Origin of the sequence: Kitasatospora sp. NPDC056181, from assembly GCF_042266225.1 — a bacterium.
GTDB lineage: Bacteria > Actinomycetota > Actinomycetes > Streptomycetales > Streptomycetaceae > Kitasatospora.
The window spans coordinates 16064-36321 of the sequence record NZ_JBHJUK010000092.1 but is presented as its reverse complement, the minus strand read 5'-3'; the positions used below and the strand labels follow the sequence as shown (position 1 = coordinate 36321).

Here is a 20258-nt window from a genome sequence, read left to right as displayed (position 1 = left end):
CACACGCACGAGCCACTTCGCACGACTTCGCCCCGTCGAGCAACAGCTCGACGGGGCGAAGTCGTCAAGCCCCTGGGATTGACCAACAGCGTCCGAGCGATCGCGGCGGGCCCTGCGCCGTTCTGCGGCCGGTGCCTCCCGCGGTCAGCCGCGCTGGAGGCCGCGGTCGATGGCGGCGACCATCGTGCCCTTGGCGTCGTCGCCGTCCAGCGCCCAGACCATCACGCCGCCCAGGTCGTTCCACCGGGCGTAGCGGGCCTTCTGGGTGATCACCTCGGGGGTGTCGTAGCTCCAGAACGTGGTGCCGTCGTACTTCCAGCTCGCGCCGTGGTCGCGGTCGGTGTACACCGTGCCGGGCTGCGCGGCGACCTCCCGGTAGCTGAGGTCGCCGGTCGCGGCGGTGGCCGGCTGGTACAGGCCGCCCCGGTCGCCGGCCGGCACGCCGGTCCAGCCGTGGGCGTAGAACGGCACGCCGAGCACGAGCTGTTCGGACGGCAGGCCGCGCTCGACGTAGTGCTCGACGGCCTTGTCCGCGCTGCGCCGGCGCGGCTCCGGGTCGGCCGGGTCGGAGTAGAGGTTGGCGTGGTGGTTGGTCGGGCCCTTGCCCTCCCACGGGCCGTGCAGGTCGTAGGTCATCAGGTTGAGGAAGTCGACCGAGCGGGCGAGCTGCGGCAGCTCCAGCCGGTCGGCGACGGTCTCGTTGGCCGCGACGGCCGCGGTCAGCAGGTAGTGCGGGCCCTTGCGGCCGCTCAGCCCGTCCAGCTGCCGGCGGAACTCCTGCATCAGCAGGGTGTAGTTGCGGCCGTCCTCGGGGCGCACGACGTTGCCCGCGTCACCGCCGCCGCCGGGGTACTCCCAGTCGATGTCGATGCCGTCGAAGACGCCCGCGCCGGCACCGGCGCCGCCCTCCGGGGAACCGGCGAGCCGCGGCAGGTCGCCCTTGATGTACAGGTCGATGCAGGAGGAGACGAACTTCCTGCGGGACTCCTCGGTGGCGGCCGCGTCCGAGAAGTACTTGGACCAGCTCCAGCCGCCGAGCGAGATCACCGTCCTCAGCTGCGGGTTCTTCGCCTTGAGCTTGCGCAGCTGGTTGAAGTTGCCCTTGAGCCTCTGGCCGGCGCTGTCGGCCACGCCGTCCACCGACTGCTCGGCGCCGTACGGGCGCTGGTAGTCGCTCAGCGCGTCGCCCTGGCCGGACTCGTTGGACTCGAAGCAGGTGCCGTCGGCGGAGACGTTGCCGAAGGCGTAGTTGATCACGGTGAGCCTGCCGGCCTGGCCGGACTCCTGCACCCGCTTCGCGGAGCTCTCGGCGCCCCACTGGGTGAAGTAGCCGACCCGCTGCCCCTTCAGCTTCGGGCCGTGGCCGCGGTCGTGGGCGGACGCCGTGGGGGCGGCGATGGCGGTGGCCACCGTGACGGCGGCGAGGAGGGCTGCGGTACGACTGAGCATGCGCATACGAGAAGACCCGCGGCTTTCTCTGAGTCAGCATCAAGTGGTCTGGACCAAGCTGAAACAGAGGTTTAGTCCATTCAGTGCGGACATACAAGAGGCCGGACCGCGTGGACGCGGTCCGGCCTCTTGGCGCTACTGCCTGGTTCAGCCGATCAGGCTGCGCAGCACGTACTGCAGGATGCCGCCGTTGCGGTAGTAGTCCGCCTCACCGGGGGTGTCGATGCGCACGACCGCGTCGAACTCGGTGACGGCCCCGTCCGCGCCGACGGCCTTGACCTTGACGGTCGCCGGGGTGCGGCCCTCGTTGAGCTCGGTCACACCGGTGAAGGAGAAGGTCTCCTCGCCGGTCAGGCCGAGGGACTCGGCGTTCCGGCCCTCCGGGAACTGCAGCGGCAGGACGCCCATGCCGATCAGGTTCGAGCGGTGGATGCGCTCGTAGGACTCGGCGATGACGGCCTTGACGCCCAGCAGCGCGGTGCCCTTGGCGGCCCAGTCGCGGGACGAGCCGGAGCCGTACTCCTTGCCGGCCAGGACGACCAGCGGGATGCCGGCGGCCTGGTAGTTCTGCGAGGCGTCGTAGATGAACGACACCGGCGCGTCGGCCTGGGTGAAGTCGCGGGTGTAGCCGCCCTCGGTGCCCGGCGCGATCTGGTTGCGCAGGCGGATGTTGGCGAAGGTGCCGCGGATCATCACCTCGTGGTTGCCACGGCGCGAGCCGTACGAGTTGAAGTCGCGCTTCTCCACGCCGTTGGCGGTCAGGTACTGCGCCGCCGGGGTGCCGGGCTTGATGTTGCCGGCCGGGGAGATGTGGTCGGTGGTGACCGAGTCGCCCAGCTTGGCCAGGACGCGGGCGCCGGTGATGTCGGTCACCGGGCTCGGGGTCTTGGCCATGCCCTCGAAGTACGGGGGCTTGCGGACGTAGGTGGACTCGGCGTCCCACTCGAAGGTGTTGCCGGTCGGGACCGGGAGCGACTGCCAGCGGTGGTCACCGGCGAAGACGTCCTGGTAGCCCTTGTCGAACATGGCCTCGTCGATGGAGCCGGCGACGGTGTCGGCGACCTCCTGCTCGGACGGCCAGATGTCGGCGAGGAAGACGTCGTTGCCGTCGGCGTCCTGGCCCAGGGCGTCCTTGGTGATGTCGACGTTCATGTTGCCGGCGAGGGCGTAGGCGACCACCAGCGGCGGGGAGGCCAGGTAGTTCATCTTGACGTCGGGGTTGATCCGGCCCTCGAAGTTGCGGTTGCCGGAGAGCACCGAGACGACCGCGAGGTCGGACGCGTTGACGGCGGCCGAGACCTCCTCGGGCAGCGGGCCCGAGTTGCCGATGCAGGTGACGCAGCCGTAGCCGACCAGGTTGAAGCCCAGCTTCTCCATGTACGGGAGGAGGCCGGCCTTCTCGTAGTAGTCCATGACGACCTTGGACCCGGGGGCCAGGGTGGTCTTGACCCACGGCTTGACCGTGAGGCCCTTCTCCACGGCCTTCTTCGCCAGCAGGGCGGCGCCCAGCATGACGGAGGGGTTGGAGGTGTTGGTGCAGGAGGTGATCGAGGCGATCACGACCGCGCCGTTGTCGATCTCGTAGGACGAGCCGTCGGGGGCGGTGACGGCGGTCGGCTTCGAGGCCTCGGCGGAGTACGTCGGCAGCGCCTCGGCGAACTTCTCGGCGGCCTCGGCCAGGATCACGCGGTCCTGCGGGCGCTTCGGGCCGGAGATCGACGGGACGACGGTGGAGACGTCCAGCTCCAGGTACTCGGAGTAGACCGGCTCGACCGACGGGTCGTGCCAGAGGCCCTGCTCCTTGGCGTACGCCTCGACCAGGGCGAGCTGCTGCTCGTCACGGCCGGTGAGCTTCAGGTAGTTGATGGTCTCGGCGTCGATCGGGAAGATCGCGCAGGTCGAGCCGAACTCCGGCGACATGTTGCCGATGGTGGCGCGGTTGGCCAGCGGGATCGCGGTGACGCCCTCGCCGTAGAACTCGACGAACTTGCCGACCACACCGTGCTTGCGCAGCATCTCGGTGATGGTGAGCACCAGGTCGGTGGCGGTGGTGCCGGCCGGCAGCTGGCCGTTGAGCTTGAAGCCGACCACGCGCGGGATCAGCATGGAGACCGGCTGGCCCAGCATCGCGGCCTCGGCCTCGATGCCGCCGACGCCCCAGCCCAGCACGCCCAGGCCGTTGACCATGGTGGTGTGCGAGTCGGTGCCGACGCAGGTGTCCGGGTAGGCCTGGCCGCCGCGGACCATGACCGTGCGGGCCAGGTGCTCGATGTTCACCTGGTGGACGATGCCGGTGCCCGGCGGGACGACCTTGAACTCGTCGAACGCGGTCTGGCCCCAGCGCAGGAACTGGTAGCGCTCCTTGTTGCGGCCGTACTCGATCTCGACGTTCTGGACGAAGGCGTCCGGGGTGCCGAACTTGTCGGCGATGACGGAGTGGTCGATGACCAGCTCGGCCGGGGCCAGCGGGTTGATCTTGGCCGGGTCGCCGCCCAGCTCCTTGACGGCCTCGCGCATGGTGGCGAGGTCGACCACGCACGGCACGCCGGTGAAGTCCTGCATGATCACGCGGGCCGGGGTGAACTGGATCTCCTGGCTCGGCTGGGCGGTGGCGTCCCAGTTGCCGAGGGCGCGGATGTGGTCGGCGGTGATGTTCGCGCCGTCCTCCGTGCGGAGCAGGTTCTCCAGCAGCACCTTGAGGCTGTACGGCAGCCGCTCGGAACCCTCGACGGCGGAGAGCTTGAAGATCTCGTACGACTCGTCGCCCACCTGCAGCGAGCTGCGGGCGTCGAAGCTGTTCGCGGACACGACTGACTCCTTCTAGGTGCTTCGTGCGGTAGCCGGCCGCCACGGTGGTAAGGTCAGCCTTACTTAGGCTGACCTTGCCCGCATCGCCGGTGAGCGCCTCTCGGCAAGTATCTTGATGTCGAGATATATCGTAAGGGGCAGTTATCTCGATGTCGAGATAAACCATAGTGCATGGCGCTGCGGACACCACCGCAGGCATGCCCCGAAGACTGTCCTACCGCGAGCGACCGGCCCGGCGCTCGTCGGGGGGCGTCACTCCCCGCCAGGACCGCGCTTCCTGCGCTCCAGCCGGATCAGCCAGACGGCCCCCGCCACCACGGCGGCGGCCACCAGCAGCACGGCGACCAGACTGCCGCCGGAGCCGGTGGGCTCGGGCGCGACGTCGGCCAGCAGGGCGGTGGCGGTGCTTGCGGTCATGAGGTCTCCTCGGGTCGGGTGTGTCGGATCGGTGGGGTGGCCGGGGCGGCCGGGGCGTGTCCGGCCGGTGGGGTGGCCGGGGCGGTCGGGGCGGGCCCGGTCAGTGGGGTGGTCGGGGCGGGCCCGGTCAGTGGCGTGGCCGGGGCGGCCGGGGCCTGTCCCAGGCCGAGGACGAGCATGAGCAGGACCGGGAACTCCAGGTAGGCGTGGTAGCTGGCCAGCGCCGCGTACGTCGTCCGGCCCTGCGCGTAGTCCGCCGCGAACAGCACCGCCAGCAGGCCGCCTGCCAGCAGGCCCAGCAGCCAGGCCCGCCCGCCGCGCAACGCCGGCAGCCGCTGCTCGAACGCCCCGGTCGCGTCCGGCGCGTACCTCGGCAGGAACCAGACCCAGACCACGTAGTGCATCGACTGGAGGAAGGCGAACACCGCCAGGAAGCGCAGCCCCACCCCGGGCGTCAGCCAACCCGGCGGGGTGTACGCCGCCGTCAGCTTCGCCGTCCAGCCCGACCAGCCCGCCCCCGCCGACAGCCAGCCGTCCAGTGCCCCGGACAGCAGCAGCCCCGGCACCAGCAGCACCCAGCCGCACTGCAGCGCCAGGAACGCCGCCCGGCCCCGCACCAACCGGCGCGACCACTCCCACAGGAACAGCAGCGGCACCACGTTGTGCAGGTGCGCCAGCACCACGAAGTGGTACGCCGGGAACGCCAGCGAGCCCGCCGTCGCCACCGCCAGCACCGCCCCGCTCCCGGCCAGCAGCAACGGGCGACGGCGCAGCGCGGACCAGCAGGCCGCCGCCAGCAGCCCGTACGCCAGCAGGATCTCCGCGCCCTGGGCCACCGGGTGCGGCACCAGCGAGGGCGGCACCAGGCGGCAGAACACGATGCCGGTCACCAGGACGAGCAGCAGCCGCAGCAGCGGACCGGCCAGCACGGCCGCGAACCGGCCGGCCACGTAGCGCAGCTCCAGCACGTTGTGCAGCACCCCGAACACGGCCAGGCCGAGCACCGCCAGCCCCGTCGGTGCGCGCAGTGCCAGGGCCAGCGCCAGCGCCGCCGCCAGCGCGAACCCGGCCGAGGGCGCGACGCCCAGCCGGACGGCCGGACCGGCGACGGGCCCCGCGACCGTCCCCTCCACGGTGGCGATGGCCACGCTCCCCCTCCTCGTGGCACGATCCCCGCCGTGCCCTATCCCATGGCCCTCGCCCTCACCCTGCTGGTCGAGGTACCGCTCTACACCGCCGCCCTCACCCGGGCCGGCAGCGTCCGCCCGGCCCGTGCGGCGGCGGCCGCCGTCCTGGTCAACCTGGCGACGCACCCGCTGCTCTGGTGGTTCCTCGGCCACGGCGCGGCCCGGTCCACCGGATCCGCCGCAGCGTACTGGACCGCCTTCGGGCTGGGCGAAGCCGCGGTGTGCGCGGTTGAGGCGGCGCTGTTGCGGCCACTCGCCGGAACGGGCCTGCGCGGACCGCTGCCCTGGGCGGCCTCCGGCACGGCCAACGCGGCCTCGGTGCTGGCCGGGCTGCTGGCCTCGGGACGGTGGTGACCGCCGCTCCGCGGTGCGTGCGGTGCGCGCGGTGCGTGCGGTGCTTGTCGGGCGGGTCCGCTCGGACGGGTCCCCCTGCGATTCCTCTCGCGTGGTCCTTCTCCTGCGATTCCTGTTCGGGCGCGGTCGTAACGCGGCGGTCCGGCTCAGGCGTCTTACCGGGGGCAGGCGGCGAACAGGCCACCACGAGACGGTTTTCGGGGGACAGCGGTGATCGGTAAGGCGCGACGGGCCGAGGAGTCCGCGGAGTTCGAGACCTTCGCCTACAGCCGGGGGCACCACCTCTTCCGGACTGCCCTGCTGCTCTGCGGCGACTGGCACCTGGCCGAGGACCTCACCCAGGTCACGCTCGCCAAGCTCTACGCCGCCTGGGCCAAGGTCCGCCGCGCGGAGAACCAGGACGCCTACGCCCGCAGCGTGCTCGTCCGCAGCTACCTCTCCCACCGGCGGCTGCGGCGCAGCGCCGAACAGCCCGCGCTCGGCGACCTGCCCGAGGGCATCGCCCCCGAGGGAGACCCGGCGCTCCGGGTCACCCTCCTCGCGGCCCTGGCCGAACTGCCGCCGAGGGACCGGGCCGTACTCGTCCTGCGCTACTGGGAGGACCGCAGCGTCGAGGAGACCGCGGCCGAACTCGGCGTCAGCGCGGGCGCGGTGCGCAGCCAGGCGCTGCGTGCCCTCGGCCGGCTGCGCGCCGTCCTGGGGCCGCAGGGCTCGGACCGGCTCGCCGCGTCCTGACCCGCCGCCGGACCGACCCGCCGCGCTCGGGGGATCAGCGGCATCGGCGGTACCGGCGGGGTGCGGCGCCGCCCGGTAATGGCAAGGGGCCGCACCGCCCGGTAGCGGCGGGGTGCCGCACCACCCGGATTTTTCGTCACCACACTCAGCTGGAAGGAACCAGGAGCATGGACGAGCTGGAATCCGACGGCCGACGGCTGTCCACCACCTTCGACCGGGCGATGGACGGCGTCGGACCGGAGCTGGGGGCGCTGGTCGCCGGCGCCGCCGAGCGCGGCCGGTCGATCCGGCGCCGCCGCCGCGCCGCCGTGACCGGCGCGGTCGCCGCCGTCGCCGTGCTGGCCGTCGGCGGCGCCGTCGCCCTGCAGCCGGGGAGCGGCTCCCGTTCCACCACCGTGGCGGCGAACGGGACCGCGTCGCCGTCCGCCACCGCGTCGGCCTCACCGTCCGCCGCCCCGCCCACCATGAAGCCCCGCGAAACCTCCACCCGGGACCCGCGGGCCGACGACGGCCCCGAGAAGCGGTACTCCGGAACCGGGGCCAACGCCGGAAAGGTCGCCCTCACCGGCCACGCGGCCGTCCTGGCCGTGGTCGAGGGCCTGCCGAGGAGCGGCGCGACCGGCGGCTACGCCGGCTACCACAGCCCGGTCGGCTGGACGGGTCCGGAGCTGCTCGACGTGCGGACCACCGGCGAGCTCAGCTACGACGACGGCAAGGGGCCCGTCCAGGTCAGAGTCGAGTTCGAAGGCGGGCTCGGCGCGCTGTTCCGGCCCGGGTCCTACCCGCCCGGCCCCGGCCGTGACCCGTACATCATCGGCTACGACGACCGTTACAACTGCGAGAAGGCCAGGGCCGCCCGGAGCAACACCCACTGCGAGGTCGGGAAGCTCCCCGACGGCAGCACCCTGATGCTGACCGAGAGCACGTCCGACGGCTACCGCTCCCGCACCGCCGACCTGCTGAGCAAGGACAACAACCGGATCACCCTGACGGAGTTCTCCGGCGGCGTGATCAGCGATCTGCGCGAGCTGCCCCTCAGCCTGGAGCAGTTGAAGGCCGCGGTGACCGTCCAGGGCCTCCAGGAGTGGATCACGCCGGAGCGGGCCGACCAGGCGGACCGGACGATCCGGCCGTTCCGCGACTCCTCGCCCGGCCGGGACCAGCCCGGCCCCGGCGGCTCGGCACCAACGGCGTCGGCCTCGACCTCGGCATCGGCTTCGACATCGGGATCTCGCTCGGCATCGGCGTCACGCTCGGCGTCGGCGTCACGCTCGGCCACCGCCGGTTGAACCGGTGGCGGCCCGCCCGGGTACGGTGGCCGGTGAGTTGACACGCTGGGACAGGCCGGGGGCCGACTGATGATCGTGGTGGACGCGTCCGCACTGGTACTCGCGCTGGCCGACGAGGGCGAGCGCGGGGCCGCGGCCCGGGCCGAACTCGACACGGGCGGCGAGTGGGTGGCCCCCGAGCACATCGTCATCGAGGTGATGCAGTCGCTGCGCGGCCTCTACCTGGCCAAGGAGTTGACCGCCGAAAGGGTCGGTGAACTCGCCGCGCGGCTCCCCGGGTTGGCGATCCGCAAGGTCGAGGTGGCGCCGCTGCTCGGCCGGATCTGGGAGCTCAAGGACAACCTCACGCCGGACGACGCCGCGTACGTCGCGGTCGCCGAGCAGTACGGGGTGCCGCTGGTCACGGCGGACCTGCGGCTGATGCGGGCGAGCGGGCCGCGCTGCGAGATCCGGGGGATCCAGGGGGCCCACCGCCGGACGGGGTGACCCCGGCCCGCCAGGAGGGCCTCCGGAGGAGGGGGCCGGCACGGGGGTGAGCGGGGTGTCCGGCGGGGCGTCCGGCGCGGGAGTGTCCGGTAGGGGCCCGGAGACGTTGAGCAGGGCGTCCGCCGCACCCCCTTCGGAAGGTCCCCCGATGTCAGCTCCGCTCGCCGCCGCCCTGCTCCCGCTCGCCCTGTTGACGCCCGCCTCGGTACCGGCCGCGGCGGCGCCGGGCGCCTCCGGTGCAGTGGCCACCGCGGATGCGCCGGTCTCGGTCGTCGAGGCCGACTTCGACCCGGCGACGGCCTTCGTGCCGCCGACCGCGATCAGCCACGCGCCGGACCTGGTGCCGTACGGCTCGCACGTCCGCGTGGTGGTCGACCGCACCGTGCCGGGTCGGACGGTGCTGACGCTGACCGCGGCCGGGCTCGCCGCCGACCACACCTTCCCGGTACACCTGCACACCGGATCCTGCGGGGCCGACCCCGCCGCGTCCGGCCCGCACTACCAGGACGCCGTGGACCCGGCCCGGCCGTCCACCGACCCCGCGTACGCCAACGACCGCAACGAGCTGCGGCTGACGCTGCGCACCGACCACCGGGGCGGCGGCACCGCGGCCGCCACGGTGGCCTGGCAGCCCCGGCCGGGCGAGGCCCGCTCGCTGGTGCTGCACGCGGGCGACCCGGCCGGCCGGCACGCGGCGGGTGACCGGGCGGCCTGCGTGAAGCTGGCGCCGTGACGCCCCGGCCGGCGGGTCGGGCGGCAAGGTCGGCCGGCGGATCGGGCAGCGGATCGGGCAGCGGGTCGGGGCTGCGGGTCGGGGCTGCGGGGTCGCCGGGTTGCGGGGTCGGGGCTGCTGGGTCGCGGGGTTGTGAGACGTGGTCCGGCTCAGGCCCCGAGGGTGGCGACCAGGACGGCCTTGATGGTGTGCAGGCGGTTCTCCGCCTGGTCGAAGACGACGGAGTGCGCCGACTCGAAGAGCTCGTCGGTGCACTCCAGCTCGCTCATCCCGGTCGCCTCGTGCATCTGCCGCCCGACCACCGTGCCGAGGTCGTGGAAGGCCGGCAGGCAGTGCAGGAACTTCACACCGGGGTTTCCGGTGGCCCGGACGGTGTCCATCGACACCTGGTACGGCTTGAGCAGCGCGATCCGCTCGGCCCAGACCTCCTTGGGCTCGCCCATCGAGACCCAGACGTCGGTGTAGAGGAAGTCGGCGCCGGCCACGCCCGCGTCCACGTCCTCGGTCAGGGTGATCCGGGCGCCGGTGGTCGCGGCCAGGTCCTGCGCCGCCTTCTGCACGTCCTCGGCGGGCCAGAGGGCGCGCGGCGCGACGATGCGGATGTCCATGCCGAGCAGCGCGCCGGTGACCAGCAGCGAGTTGCCCATGTTGGAGCGGGCGTCCCCGAGGTAGGCGAGGGCCACCTCGGTGAGCGGCTTGGTGGTGTGCTCCCGGACGGTCAGCACGTCGGCGAGCATCTGGGTGGGGTGCCACTCGTCGGTGAGGCCGTTCCAGACCGGCACGCCGGCGTACTCGGCCAGCTCCTCGACGATCTCCTGGCCGTGCCCCCGGTACTCGATGCCGTCGAACATCCGGCCGAGCACCCGGGCGGTGTCCTTGATGGACTCCTTGTGGCCGATCTGCGAGCCGGCCGGGTCGAGGTAGGTGGTGGTGGCGCCCTGGTCGTGGGCGGCGACCTCGAAGGCACAGCGCGTCCGGGTGGAGGTCTTCTCGAAGATCAGCGCGATGTTCTTGCCGCGCAGCCGGGGCTGCTCGGTGCCCGCGTACTTCGCCGCCTTGAGCTGGGCGGCCAGGTCCACCAGGAAACGGAACTCCTGGGGCGTGAAGTCGAGCTCCTTGAGGAAGTGCCTGTTCCGGAGGTTGAACGCCATGCCGGGCTCCTGGGTGTCGGGGGCGGGAACGGGAAGCAGCAATTGTATACGACGCCCGGAATTTATATGCAAAGCGTCGCGGAGCGGTCCGGCACGGGGGTGTGCCGGGCCCCGCGGGGTTTCCGCGGAGCCCGCTCCGTCCACGTCGCGTGCGGCCGCCACCTGAGAGCCCCCGGGCGTCTCCAGGCCTCGCGGGCCCGAAGACGCCCGGGCCGGGGGCCTGCGGGCCCGGACGCCCGGGCTCGCAGGCCCTCGCGCCTAGAGACGCGGGTCGACGGGCTCCGACTCCAGCGCCAGCACCGCGAACACCGGCTCGTGCACCCGCCACAGCGGCTCACCCGCCGCCAGCCGGTCCAGCGCCTCCAGGCCGAGCGCGTACTCGCGCAGCGCCAGCGAGCGCTTGTGCCCGAGGAAGCGCTGACGCAGCTGGTCAAGGTAGTGGGTGTAGTCCGGACCGTAGATGATCCGCAGGTACTCGCGGCCACGGACCTTCACACCCGGCTGGATCAGCCCGCCCGGGCGCCCCTCCCCCGCCTTGCCGCGGACCAGCGACGCCAGCGGCTTGACCACCATGCCCTCGCCACCGGCCGCGGTCAGCTCCTCCCACCAGGCCACGCCCGCGGCCACCGACGCCTCGTCGGTGGTGTCCACCACCAGCCGGCCGGTCCGGTGCAGCACCGGCGCCTGCGGCTCGGCCGCGTGGTCGGCCCCGACCAGCCCGTCGATCCAGGCGAGGTGCTCGTCGTGCGGGCGCACCGCCAGGTTCACCCCCTCGGCGGCGAGCACCTGGAACGGCGCCAGCCGGATCCCCGACAGGCCCTCCGTCGGCCAGCAGTACCGCCGGTACGCCTCGGTGAACGCCTGCGCGTCGACGGCGCGCCGACGCTGGCGCTCCGTCAGCCCGGCGAGGTCCAGCCCGCGCCCGGCCGCCTGCTCCAGCGCGGCCAGCACCTCCGGCAGCGCCGCGCCCGCCGCCGCCCCGACCGCCGCGTACTGGCGGCGCAGCAGCTCGGCGGCCTTGAGCGACCACGGCATCAGCTCGGCGTCCAGCAGCAGCCAGCCGGTGCCCAGCTCGTCGAAGAGCCCCGAGCGCTCGGCGGCGGCCCGCAGCCGCCCCAGGACCGCGGCGGTCAGCTCGTCGTCACCGAGGAACGCCCGGCCGGTCCGGGTCCAGATCGCACCCGGCCCGGGCAGGCCGAACCGCTTCTCCAGCGCCGATTCGTCCCGGGCCACCAGCACCACCGCGCGGGAGCCCATGTGCTTCTCCTCGCAGATCACCTGCCGGACGCCGTCCTCGCGGTAGGCGAAGAAGGCCTCCTCCGGGTGTTCGAGGTAGCCGGGGCGGCGTGAGGTCGCGCTCGGCGCCATGGTCGGCGGAAGGTAGGCGAGCAGCCGCGGGTCGATGGCGAACCGGCTCATCACCTCCAGCGCGGCCGCCGCGTTCTCCTCCCGAACGGCGACCCGGCCGTGCAACGACGTCTCCACCACCCGGCGGCCCGCCACGTCGGCGAGGTCCAGCGGCCGGCCCTCGCGGGCACCCGGCGCGTCCGTGTGCATCGGGCGCACCGGCGCGTACCACTCCTGCTCGGCCTCCACGCTCACCAGTTCCCGCTCCGGGTAGCGCAGCGCGGTGAGGCTGCCGCCGAAGACGCAGCCGGTGTCCAGGCAGATGGTGTTGTTGAGGAAGCTCGCCACCGGCACCGGGGTGTGCCCGTAGACCACCAGCGCCTTGCCCCGGTACTCCTCCGCCCACGGGTAGCGCACCGGCAGGCCGTACTCGTCGGTCTCGCCGGTGGTGTCCCCGTACAGCGCGTGCGAGCGCACCCGGCCGGAGGCCCGGCCGTGGTACCTCTCCGGCAGACCCGCGTGGCAGACCACCAGGGCGCCGCCGTCCAGCAGGTAGTGGCTGACCAGGCCGCGCATGAAGGCCCGGACCTCGGCGCGGAACTCCTCCGACTCCCCCGCCAGCTGGTCCAGCGACTCCTGGAGGCCGTGCGAGACGGTGACCTTCTTGCCGTCCATCGCCCGGCCGAGCTTGTTCTCGTGGTTGCCCGGTACGCAGACCGCGTGCCCGGCCGCCACCATGCCCATCACCAGGCGCAGCACGCCCGGCGTGTCGGGGCCGCGGTCGACCAGGTCGCCGACGAAGACGGCGGTGCGGCCCGCGGGGTGCGCGGCGTCCACCGGGCGGCCGGCGTCGTCCCTGGTCAGCACGTAGCCGAGACGGGCGAGCAGGGTCTCCAGCTCGGAGCGGCAGCCGTGGATGTCGCCGACGATGTCGAACGGGCCGGTGAGGTGGCGCAGGTCGTTGAACCGCTTCTCCGGCACGATCTCGGCGGCCTCGACCTCCGCCTCCCCGCGCAGGATGTGCACCTTGCGGAAGCCCTCGCGCTCCAGACCGCGCAGGGACCGGCGCAGCTCGCGGTTCTGGCGCGGGATCACGTGGGCCGGCAGCTGCCGGTCCGGGCGCGTCCTGTTCCGCTCGGCGCAGACGCCCGGCGGGACGTCCAGCACGATCGCGATGGGCAGTACGTCGTGTTCCCGGGCGATCCGGACCAGCTGCTTGCGGGCCTCCGGCTGCACGTTGGTGGCGTCCACGACGGTCAGCCGGCCGGCGGCGAGGCGCTTGCCGACGATGTAGTGCAGCACGTCGAAGGCCTCGGCGGAGGCGGACTGGTCGTTCTCGTCGTCCGCCACCAGGCCGCGGCAGAAGTCGGAGGAGATCACCTGGGTGGGGAGGAAGTGCTTGCGGGCGAAGCTGGACTTGCCCGCGCCGCTGGTGCCGATCAGGACGACGAGGGACACGTCGGTGACGGGGAGGCGGCGGGGCTTGGCGCTGGTGACCGGGGTCTCGCTCCTGGGGGCCTCGGCGTTGGGGACCTCGGCCTTGGGGGCTTCGGCGTCCGGGGCGGGGGCGTCCGTGGTGGGGGCGTCCGTGGTGAGCTTCGGGGACTGTGCGTCGTCGGTCATCGGGTCTCGCCCCCTTCGGGCGTCGTGGTGGATTCGGCGGCCGTCACGTCGGTGGTTGTCACCTCGGTGGTTGTCACGTCGGCGGTTGTCACCTCGGTGGCTGTCACGTCGGCGGTTGTCACCTCGGTGGCTGTCACGTCGGCGGTTGTCACCTCGGTGGCTGTCACGTCGGCGGTCCCGGCGGTGCCGGGGTGGGTCGCGACGGTGGTCGTGGGCACGGGCGGCGTGCCTATGCGGAACAGCGCGAGCTGGGTCGGCGCGCCCACCTCGTCGTCCTCCGGGCCGACCGGGCGGATCACCACCGTGTAGCCGTACGCCTCCGCGACCTGGACGGCCCACGCCCGGAACTCGGCCCGGTCCCACTCGAAGCGGTGGTCGGCGTGCCGGACGTGACCGGCCGGCAGGCTCTCCCAGCGGACGTTGTACTCGACGTTCGGCGTCGTGACGACCACCGCCGCCGGACGGGCCGCCCCGAACACGGCGTACTCCAGCGCCGGCAGCCGGGGCAGGTCCAGATGCTCGATCACCTCGGAGAGCACGGCCGCGTCAAAGCCCTTGAGCCGCGCGTCCGTGTACGTCAGCGCGCCCTGGACCAGCTTGACCCTGGCCGCCTGGCGCTCCGTCATCCGCTCCAGCCGCAGCTTGCGCGCGGCCGCCGACAGCGCCCGGGCGGACACGTCCACGCCGAGCACCTCGGTGATCCGGGCGTCCTTGAGCAGGCTGCCGATCAACTCGCCCTGGCCGCAGCCGAGGTCGGCCACCCGGGCCGCCCCGGTCTCGGCCAGCGCGGCCAGGATCGCCGTACGGCGCTGCTCGGCCAGGGATGGCTTCCGCTCCCCGGCGGGCTGCTCCGGCGACGCCGTCCCCTGCAGCGCAGTCTCCTGCGACTCCGTCTCCTGCGGCCCGGTCTCCTCGGCGGTGTCGTCGACCGCGTTGTCGATCTCCTCGACCTCGCGGTCGTCGGCCTCCGCCAGCCGGGCCAGCTCCAACCGCTCCATCGCCCGCCGGGTGAGCGTCCAGCGCCGGGACAGGTAGCGGCGCGCGATCAGGGCCTGCTCGGGGTGGTCCGCCAGCCAGCCCTCGCCGGCGGCGAGCAGCTTGTCGACCTCGTCCGGGGCGACCCAGTAGTGCTTGGCACCGTCCAGCACCGGGAGCAGTACGTACAGCTGCTGGAGCGCGTCCGCGAGCCGGACCTCCGTGGCGGACAGCTCCAGCCGGACATAACGGGACTCGCCCCACTCGGGGAACGCCTCGTCCAGGGGGATCGCTGATGCCTCGACCCGCCAGCCCAGCGGCTCGAAGAGCCGGCCCGCCATCGCGACACCGCCGCCGTCGCCGGCGCCGTTGGCCGGCACGGCGGGCAGTACGATCCGAAGCGGCCGGAGGACGTCCACCAGCCCGGGGCGGGCCTCGCAGACGCCCTTCATCGCCGTCCGGAACACCGTCCGCAACGCCACCGCGAGCAGCGAGGACGCCGCGTAGGGGCGGTCGTTGACGTACTGGGCGAGGGCGAAGTCCGGCGAGCCGCCGCGACCCTTGCCCCGGCCCTTGCGGACCAGCGCGATGGGGTCGACGTCGAGCAGCAACGCGGCCGTGCACGCCTCGTCGCCGGCCTCCGGGTAGAAGACGTGCGCCTCGCCGTGCGACGTGGAGAACTGCTGGACCTTGCCCGGGTGCTTGTGCAGCAGGAAACCCAGGTCGGTGGCCGGGCTCCCGGCAGTGCCTGTGGTGGAGATCGACATGAACACCCGCCCGAGTATTGCCCAGGACCTGCCCGCTGAGCACCGGGTTTTGCCCCGGCCCGGCCGTGCAGCCGACCCGGCACCGGCCTCACGCGAGCCCGGCACCCGACCCGCGTCTGCCGTTCGCACGGCTCCGGCGGTCGCGCCCGGCCCCGTGTCCGCCCGGTGAGCGTGTTCGGCACCGGCGGCCCGTATTCGTTAACGTGCACGATGTGACTGCAGAATCCACCTCCCTCGCAAACGGCGCCGTCGCCGCAGGTCTGGCCACCATCGCCGCCGACGGCACCATCCTCGACACCTGGTACCCCGCTCCCGCGCTGGCCGCCGAACCCGGCCCGGCCGGCACCGTCCGCCTGACCGCCGAGCAGGCCGAGGCCGAACTGGGCGCCGGCACGGCCGAGGCGCTGCGCACCGACGCCCGCCGCGGCGTCGAGGTGGTCGCCGTGCGCACCACGATCGCCTCGCTGGACGAGAAGCCGATCGACGCGCACGACGCCTACCTGCGCCTGCACCTGCTGAGCCACCGCCTGGTGCGGCCGCACGGCCAGAACCTCGACGGCCTCTTCGGTCTGCTCGCCAACGTGGCGTGGACCAGCATCGGCCCGGTGCAGGTGGACAAGGTCGAGCAGGCCCGCCTCGCGGTCCGCGTCCAGGGCGGCCAGCTCGCCGTGTACGGGATCGACAAGTTCCCGCGGATGACCGACTACGTCGCCCCCTCGGGCGTGCGCATCGCCCACGCGGACCGCGTCCGCCTCGGCGCGCACCTCGCCCCGGGCACGACCGTGATGCACGAGGGCTTCGTCAACTTCAACGCCGGCACCCTCGGCACCTCGATGGTCGAGGGCCGGATCAGCGCCGGCGTCGTGGTGGGCGACCACAGCGACATCGGCGGCGGCGCCTCGATCATGGGCACGCTGTCCGGCGGCGGCAAGCAGGTCGTCTCGGTCGGCGAGCGCTGCCTGCTCGGCGCCAACGCCGGCATCGGCATCTCGCTCGGCAGCGACTGCGTGGTCGAGGCCGGGCTCTACGTCACCGCCGGGACCCGGGTCACCACCCCGGACGGCAAGGTCGCCAAGGCCGTCGAGCTGTCCGGCCAGGACAACCTCCTCTTCCGCCGCAACTCCCAGACCGGCGCCGTCGAGGTCATCGCCCGCTCCGGCTCGTGGGGCGGCCTGAACGCCGAGCTGCACGCCCACAACTGACCTCCTTCACGCTTGAGGTTTTCGGGCCCCCGGTGCCGTGACGGCGCCGGGGGCCCGGTGTTTGCGGTGGGGGTTCGCGTTTCGCTTCGCCGTTCTTCGGGGGCCCCTCCCCCCACCCCCTCCCCCACCCCTCTCCCGCTTGCCACTCGCCGCTGGCCCGTCGCCGCGCACAACACACCACAGGCCGCGCGCCACACGCCGCCCACCGCGCGCCACACGCCGCCCACCGCGCGCCACACGCCGCGCACCGCCCACCGCCCACCGCGCGCCACACGCCGCCCACCGCCCACCGCCCACCGCGGTAGGCCTGCCACGGGGAGGTGCCCGGATCGGTCGGCCCCTGGAGGCCCGCCCCGGAGCGGCCCGGCACCGGGGCAGGCGTGCCCCGAGCCACCCCGGAGCTGGACAGGCCCGTCCCGGAGCGGCCCAGCACCGGGCAGGCCGGTGCCGAGCAGCCCAACGCCCTCCACCGGTGGCCCATCGGTGAGCGCTCACCGATGGCCCCTCCGCACAGCACGCCGCCGGCACTCCGCGCGGCGCACCTCCGCCCGCCCGCCGCCTAGCCGAGGCGGTCGGCCGGCGGCAAGCCCGGATCACCCGAGAGGCTTACCGGCCACGGGAGTTGGACCGCATTGGGTGGTGGCCGGTGACCCGGTATCGGGCGGTTCGTTGGTTGCAGCGGCGGGGGCCCCTGCCCCGGTGGCGCGGTACCGCGCGCCGTGCCGCCCAGGCCGCCGAGCCACCGCCAGCCGCTTCACACCGCACTACCGATCCGAAGAGGTCCGCTCATGTCCGAACCCTGGTCCGAGGCACCCGCCGTGCAGCAGCATCCGGCACCCGACGCGTCGGCCGTGCCGGCCATTCCGAAGAGCCTGTTGGAACAGCTGCAGGAACTGCTCACCTCGGTGACCGCGGACCTCGCGGAGCTGCAGTCGTCCGGGGCCCGGGCCTCCGACCGGCCGGGCGGCGGGCCGAGCCTGAGCACGAGTAACGGCCTATCCTCCTCGGACGCCTGAGGCTTCGACGGCGGGCCGGTCACCGCGGGCTCCGCCTGCTCCCGCTCGTACTCCCCGGCCGCCTGCCGGACCGCCTGACCCAGCCGGGCGACGAGGTCCTTGCAGTCGGCGCCGGCGTCGACCCCGTCGATGCACGTCCAGTACAGGCTCTCGGTGTCCGCGCCGCAGGCCAGCACCACCAGCGTCTCGCCGACGTCCCGTAGCAGCGCCCCGAGTTCGGCCAGCACCGGGGGGAGCGCCCCGATTTCGGTGAGCCGCCCGGCCCGTCCGCCGACACCCAGCCCCAGGAGCGCGGACGAGTCCCCCGAGGAGTGGTCCAGGCACCCGGCCGCATGGCTGCTGGCCTCGGCAAGCTGCTGGCCGAGACCGGCCAGCTCACCGTCGTCCAGCTCGGCCAGCCGGGCGCCCACCGCCTCGGTGAGCAGCGCAGCCTGCCGCGCCTCGGCCAGCACGTCCGGCACGTTCCTGGCCTCGGCCAGGGCGTGCCGGGCCGTCTTGATCAGTCGTAGCGCCTCCATCGGCCGCCACCCCTTCCGCGCGTTCTCGCGGTGTCCGCGCGGCCGCTCGACCGCGTGGACACCTGGTCACGGCGAAAGCGTGCGCCCCAGGACGGACGGGCGCAGCCGTCTCCTCAGAACCTGTGGACAACCCGGGGGGGTGTGGATAACTTCCGTCCCTCACAAGGGTTATTCGCTCACGTCCTGCTTGACGCCGAGCCGTTCCCCGGGCTGTTGCCGGGGCCGTTCCCCGGGCCGTTGCCGGGGCTGTTCCCCGGGCCGTTCCCCGGCCGGCCGGTCACCCTCGTTCTCCCCCGGCTCCCTCCCCCGACTCCTCCACGAGCCCCTCCCCCGCCCCTGTCCCACGCCCCGCCGCTGTCCCACGCCCCGCGCCGGGCACCGGGAAGCGCAGCTCGTTGCGCTCGATCTTCGCGGCCAGGGCGGTCAGCGGGTCCACGCCGACCGCCGTGCAGAACTGCAACAGGTAGGCGAGGACGTCGGCCACCTCGTCCCGCACCCGGTGTGCGTCGTCGGGCTCGGACATCACCGACGCGGCCTGCTCGGGCGTGAGCCACTGGAAGATCTCCAGCAGCTCGCCGGCCTCCACGCTCAGCGCCGCCGCCAGGTTCTTCGGCGTGTGGAAGGGCTCCCAGCCGCGTGCCGCGGCGAAGTCCGTCAACCGCTGCCGCAGGCTCTCCAGGGTCGGGCCCGCCGGGCCCGTGACTCGTTCACTCACCCTCCACGTCTACCGCATCCGCAGTCGCAGCCCCCGCAACGGGTACGGCACCCGGCACGACCGCCCCGGCGCCCCGTGCGCCGCCCTGGGCCGGCACCCGCGCCGTCTCGGTCCGCAGCACGGAGTGCCCGGAGCCGGGGTCGCGCCGGCACTCGACCAGCGCGACCCCGGGCGGCAGCTCGCCGGCCCCGCCGAGCGCCTCCCGGGCCGCGGCCGGCTCCTGCAACGCGCCGAGCATCCGCAGCTGGTGGCGCCCGGACATGTCGCGGGCCAGTCGCAGCAGCGAGGCGGTCTGCTCGGTGCCGAGCCCGGCCCCGAGGTCCTCGGCGAGCACGGTGAGCTGTCGGCGCGCCCAGGGCACCTCGGTGGCCACGTCCAGGTCCAGGACGTCGGCGCCGGTGAGCAGCACGGCGGCGAACGCGAGGTGGCGCAGCATGCCGTCGGAGGCCTGGTCGGCTCCGGTGCGGCCGAGGACGCCTTCGTCGAAGACGACGAGGACGCGTTCGCCGGCCCCGGTGCCGCGGCGGGCGAGGTCGAGTCCGAGCAGGGGGTGCGGGGCGGCGGACTGTACGACGCGGAGCAGCTGGCCGTAGCGGCGGGCGCACTCGTTGCTGAGCCGGGCGATGACGGCGGAGATGTTGGCGGCGGTGCTGAGCAGCCTGGCCTGCGGGTCGGGGCGGGCCCAGTCGCGCATCAGGGCGGGCACGGGATGGACGGGGAAGACCTCGCGCAACGCGGTGAGCAGGTGCTCCGCGGCGGTGAGCACCTTGCGTTCGCCGGGCGAGGAGCCGGCGACGCGCAGCGGGATCTGCGCGGTGATCAGGGTGGTGCTGGTGAAGGGCGCGCGGATGTCGCCCTGCCGGGTGTCGTTGTGCCAGCTGACGTTGATCCGTCGGTTCCGGAGGTCCTGCTCGCCGGTTTCGACGAGGGTCCGGCCGTCGAGGGTGAGCTGTTCGCGGGCGATCCGGACGGGGCCGTCGGTGCGGATGACGACTTCGAGGCCGATCGGCCCGTCGCAGGAGCGGACGGTGCAGCCGAGGATGAGGGCGTTGCGGCCGTGCGGCACGCAGCCGGCCAGGCCGCCGCGGACGGCGGTGGCGAGCGGGCCGCGCCGACCGGGGAGGCCGTCGAGGGAGTCGGTGATCTCCTCGCCGAGGGCGAGGCGGGAGAGGACGGCGAGGGCGTCGAGGGCGTTGGACTTGCCCACACCGGCCGGTCCGTGCAGCACGGTGAGGGGCGCGAGCGGCAGGGTGGCGCGCCGGTAGGACTTGAACGAGGTGAGCCGGAGTTCCTCCACGGTGGGGCGCTGTGCGGGCGGCCGTCCGGGGTCCGAGGTGCGCTGCTGGGGGTGGGCCGGCACGGCGGGCCGGGTGGCGTCGCGGTTCACCCGTCGGACGTTAGCCGCCGTCCTCGCGGCAGAAACGTGCCTGCTCAGCAGATTCATCCCAACGAGGTGAGCGGTCCCCGCAGCGGACGCCACCCCGGA

At 73.5% G+C, this 20258-nt stretch carries 16 protein-coding genes; 6 read left to right on the top strand and 10 right to left on the bottom strand.

What is annotated here, in order from left to right:
- Nucleotides 1–144: 144 nt before the first annotated feature.
- The 4 genes from ACFC1F_RS28885 to ACFC1F_RS28870 form a co-directional block, all read right to left on the bottom strand.
- Complete coding sequence (locus ACFC1F_RS28885; RefSeq protein WP_376162612.1) at nt 145–1449, bottom strand: glycoside hydrolase family 18 protein; 1305 nt, start codon at nt 1447–1449, stop codon at nt 145–147.
- Nucleotides 1450–1596: 147 nt separating this feature from the next.
- The gene (gene acnA / locus ACFC1F_RS28880) at nt 1597–4257 is read right to left on the bottom strand and encodes an aconitate hydratase AcnA (RefSeq protein ID WP_376162610.1); all 2661 of its coding nucleotides are present in this window, start codon (nt 4255–4257) and stop codon (nt 1597–1599) included.
- A 252-nt stretch (nt 4258–4509) separates the two neighbouring features.
- A complete protein-coding gene (locus ACFC1F_RS28875; protein ID WP_153882819.1) occupies nt 4510–4674 on the bottom strand; it encodes a hypothetical protein in 165 nt (54 codons plus the stop codon).
- Complete coding sequence (locus ACFC1F_RS28870) at nt 4671–5822, bottom strand: hypothetical protein (RefSeq protein WP_376162608.1); 1152 nt, start codon at nt 5820–5822, stop codon at nt 4671–4673. Before ACFC1F_RS28870 ends, ACFC1F_RS28875 begins: the two co-directional genes overlap by 4 nt.
- 30 nt (nt 5823–5852) lie before the next feature.
- Between ACFC1F_RS28870 and ACFC1F_RS28865 the strand changes: the two genes are divergently transcribed.
- The 5 genes from ACFC1F_RS28865 to ACFC1F_RS28845 all read left to right on the top strand — a co-directional run bounded on the left by ACFC1F_RS28865 (nt 5853) and on the right by ACFC1F_RS28845 (nt 9458).
- Nucleotides 5853–6215, top strand: coding sequence for a hypothetical protein (locus ACFC1F_RS28865; RefSeq protein WP_376162606.1), 363 nt, complete (start codon nt 5853–5855; stop codon nt 6213–6215).
- A gap of 210 nt (nt 6216–6425) precedes the next feature.
- Nucleotides 6426–6950 carry a SigE family RNA polymerase sigma factor gene (locus ACFC1F_RS28860; protein WP_209416585.1) on the top strand — a complete coding sequence of 175 codons (525 nt, stop codon included), beginning with the start codon at nt 6426–6428 and terminating at the stop codon, nt 6948–6950.
- A gap of 167 nt (nt 6951–7117) precedes the next feature.
- Nucleotides 7118–8239 (top strand): hypothetical protein, encoded by a 1122-nt coding sequence (locus ACFC1F_RS28855; RefSeq protein WP_376162604.1) that lies wholly within the window; start codon nt 7118–7120, stop codon nt 8237–8239.
- A 69-nt stretch (nt 8240–8308) separates the two neighbouring features.
- A complete protein-coding gene (locus ACFC1F_RS28850; protein WP_209416587.1) occupies nt 8309–8725 on the top strand; it encodes a type II toxin-antitoxin system VapC family toxin in 417 nt (138 codons plus the stop codon).
- Between the two features lie 148 nt (nt 8726–8873).
- Nucleotides 8874–9458 (top strand): superoxide dismutase family protein, encoded by a 585-nt coding sequence (locus tag ACFC1F_RS28845; protein WP_376162602.1) that lies wholly within the window; start codon nt 8874–8876, stop codon nt 9456–9458.
- 149 nt (nt 9459–9607) lie between these two features.
- Here the strand turns inward: ACFC1F_RS28845 and argF are convergent, their stop codons facing one another.
- The 3 genes from argF to ACFC1F_RS28830 all read right to left on the bottom strand — a co-directional run bounded on the left by argF (nt 9608) and on the right by ACFC1F_RS28830 (nt 15327).
- The gene (argF, locus tag ACFC1F_RS28840; RefSeq protein WP_376162600.1) at nt 9608–10609 is read right to left on the bottom strand and encodes an ornithine carbamoyltransferase; all 1002 of its coding nucleotides are present in this window, start codon (nt 10607–10609) and stop codon (nt 9608–9610) included.
- Nucleotides 10610–10867: 258 nt separating this feature from the next.
- Nucleotides 10868–13579 (bottom strand): polynucleotide kinase-phosphatase, encoded by a 2712-nt coding sequence (locus ACFC1F_RS28835; protein ID WP_376162598.1) that lies wholly within the window; start codon nt 13577–13579, stop codon nt 10868–10870.
- Complete coding sequence (locus ACFC1F_RS28830) at nt 13576–15327, bottom strand: 3' terminal RNA ribose 2'-O-methyltransferase Hen1 (RefSeq protein ID WP_376162596.1); 1752 nt, start codon at nt 15325–15327, stop codon at nt 13576–13578. The genes ACFC1F_RS28835 and ACFC1F_RS28830 overlap by 4 nt, the downstream gene beginning before the upstream one ends.
- Before the next feature lie 206 nt (nt 15328–15533).
- Here ACFC1F_RS28830 and dapD point away from each other — a divergent pair, with 206 nt between their 5' ends.
- Complete coding sequence (dapD, locus tag ACFC1F_RS28825) at nt 15534–16523, top strand: 2,3,4,5-tetrahydropyridine-2,6-dicarboxylate N-succinyltransferase (protein ID WP_376162594.1); 990 nt, start codon at nt 15534–15536, stop codon at nt 16521–16523.
- 754 nt (nt 16524–17277) lie between these two features.
- On the opposite strand, the gene ACFC1F_RS28820 is transcribed toward dapD, so the two are convergent.
- The 3 genes from ACFC1F_RS28820 to ACFC1F_RS28810 form a co-directional block, all read right to left on the bottom strand.
- Complete coding sequence (locus ACFC1F_RS28820; protein ID WP_376162592.1) at nt 17278–18057, bottom strand: DUF6099 family protein; 780 nt, start codon at nt 18055–18057, stop codon at nt 17278–17280.
- A 277-nt stretch (nt 18058–18334) separates the two neighbouring features.
- Nucleotides 18335–18727, bottom strand: coding sequence for a nucleotide pyrophosphohydrolase (locus ACFC1F_RS28815; protein ID WP_376162616.1), 393 nt, complete (start codon nt 18725–18727; stop codon nt 18335–18337).
- 37 nt (nt 18728–18764) lie between these two features.
- Nucleotides 18765–20159: an AAA family ATPase gene (locus tag ACFC1F_RS28810; protein WP_376162590.1), complete on the bottom strand. Its 1395-nt coding sequence runs from the start codon at nt 20157–20159 to the stop codon at nt 18765–18767.
- Nucleotides 20160–20258: the final 99 nt, after the last annotated feature.

What these genes read in the sequence shown, in the direction of transcription:
- ACFC1F_RS28850 (WP_209416587.1), top strand. Translation starts at nt 8,309, where the DNA reads ATGATCGTGGTGGACGCGTCCGCACTGGTACTCGCGCTGGCCGACGAG.
- ACFC1F_RS28835 (WP_376162598.1), bottom strand. Translation starts at nt 13,579, where the DNA reads ATGACCGACGACGCACAGTCCCCGAAGCTCACCACGGACGCCCCCACC.
- ACFC1F_RS28875 (WP_153882819.1), bottom strand. Translation starts at nt 4,674, where the DNA reads ATGACCGCAAGCACCGCCACCGCCCTGCTGGCCGACGTCGCGCCCGAG.
- argF (WP_376162600.1), bottom strand. Translation starts at nt 10,609, where the DNA reads ATGGCGTTCAACCTCCGGAACAGGCACTTCCTCAAGGAGCTCGACTTC.
- ACFC1F_RS28845 (WP_376162602.1), top strand. Translation starts at nt 8,874, where the DNA reads ATGTCAGCTCCGCTCGCCGCCGCCCTGCTCCCGCTCGCCCTGTTGACG.
- ACFC1F_RS28855 (WP_376162604.1), top strand. Translation starts at nt 7,118, where the DNA reads ATGGACGAGCTGGAATCCGACGGCCGACGGCTGTCCACCACCTTCGAC.
- ACFC1F_RS28820 (WP_376162592.1), bottom strand. Translation starts at nt 18,057, where the DNA reads ATGGAGGCGCTACGACTGATCAAGACGGCCCGGCACGCCCTGGCCGAG.
- ACFC1F_RS28885 (WP_376162612.1), bottom strand. Translation starts at nt 1,449, where the DNA reads ATGCTCAGTCGTACCGCAGCCCTCCTCGCCGCCGTCACGGTGGCCACC.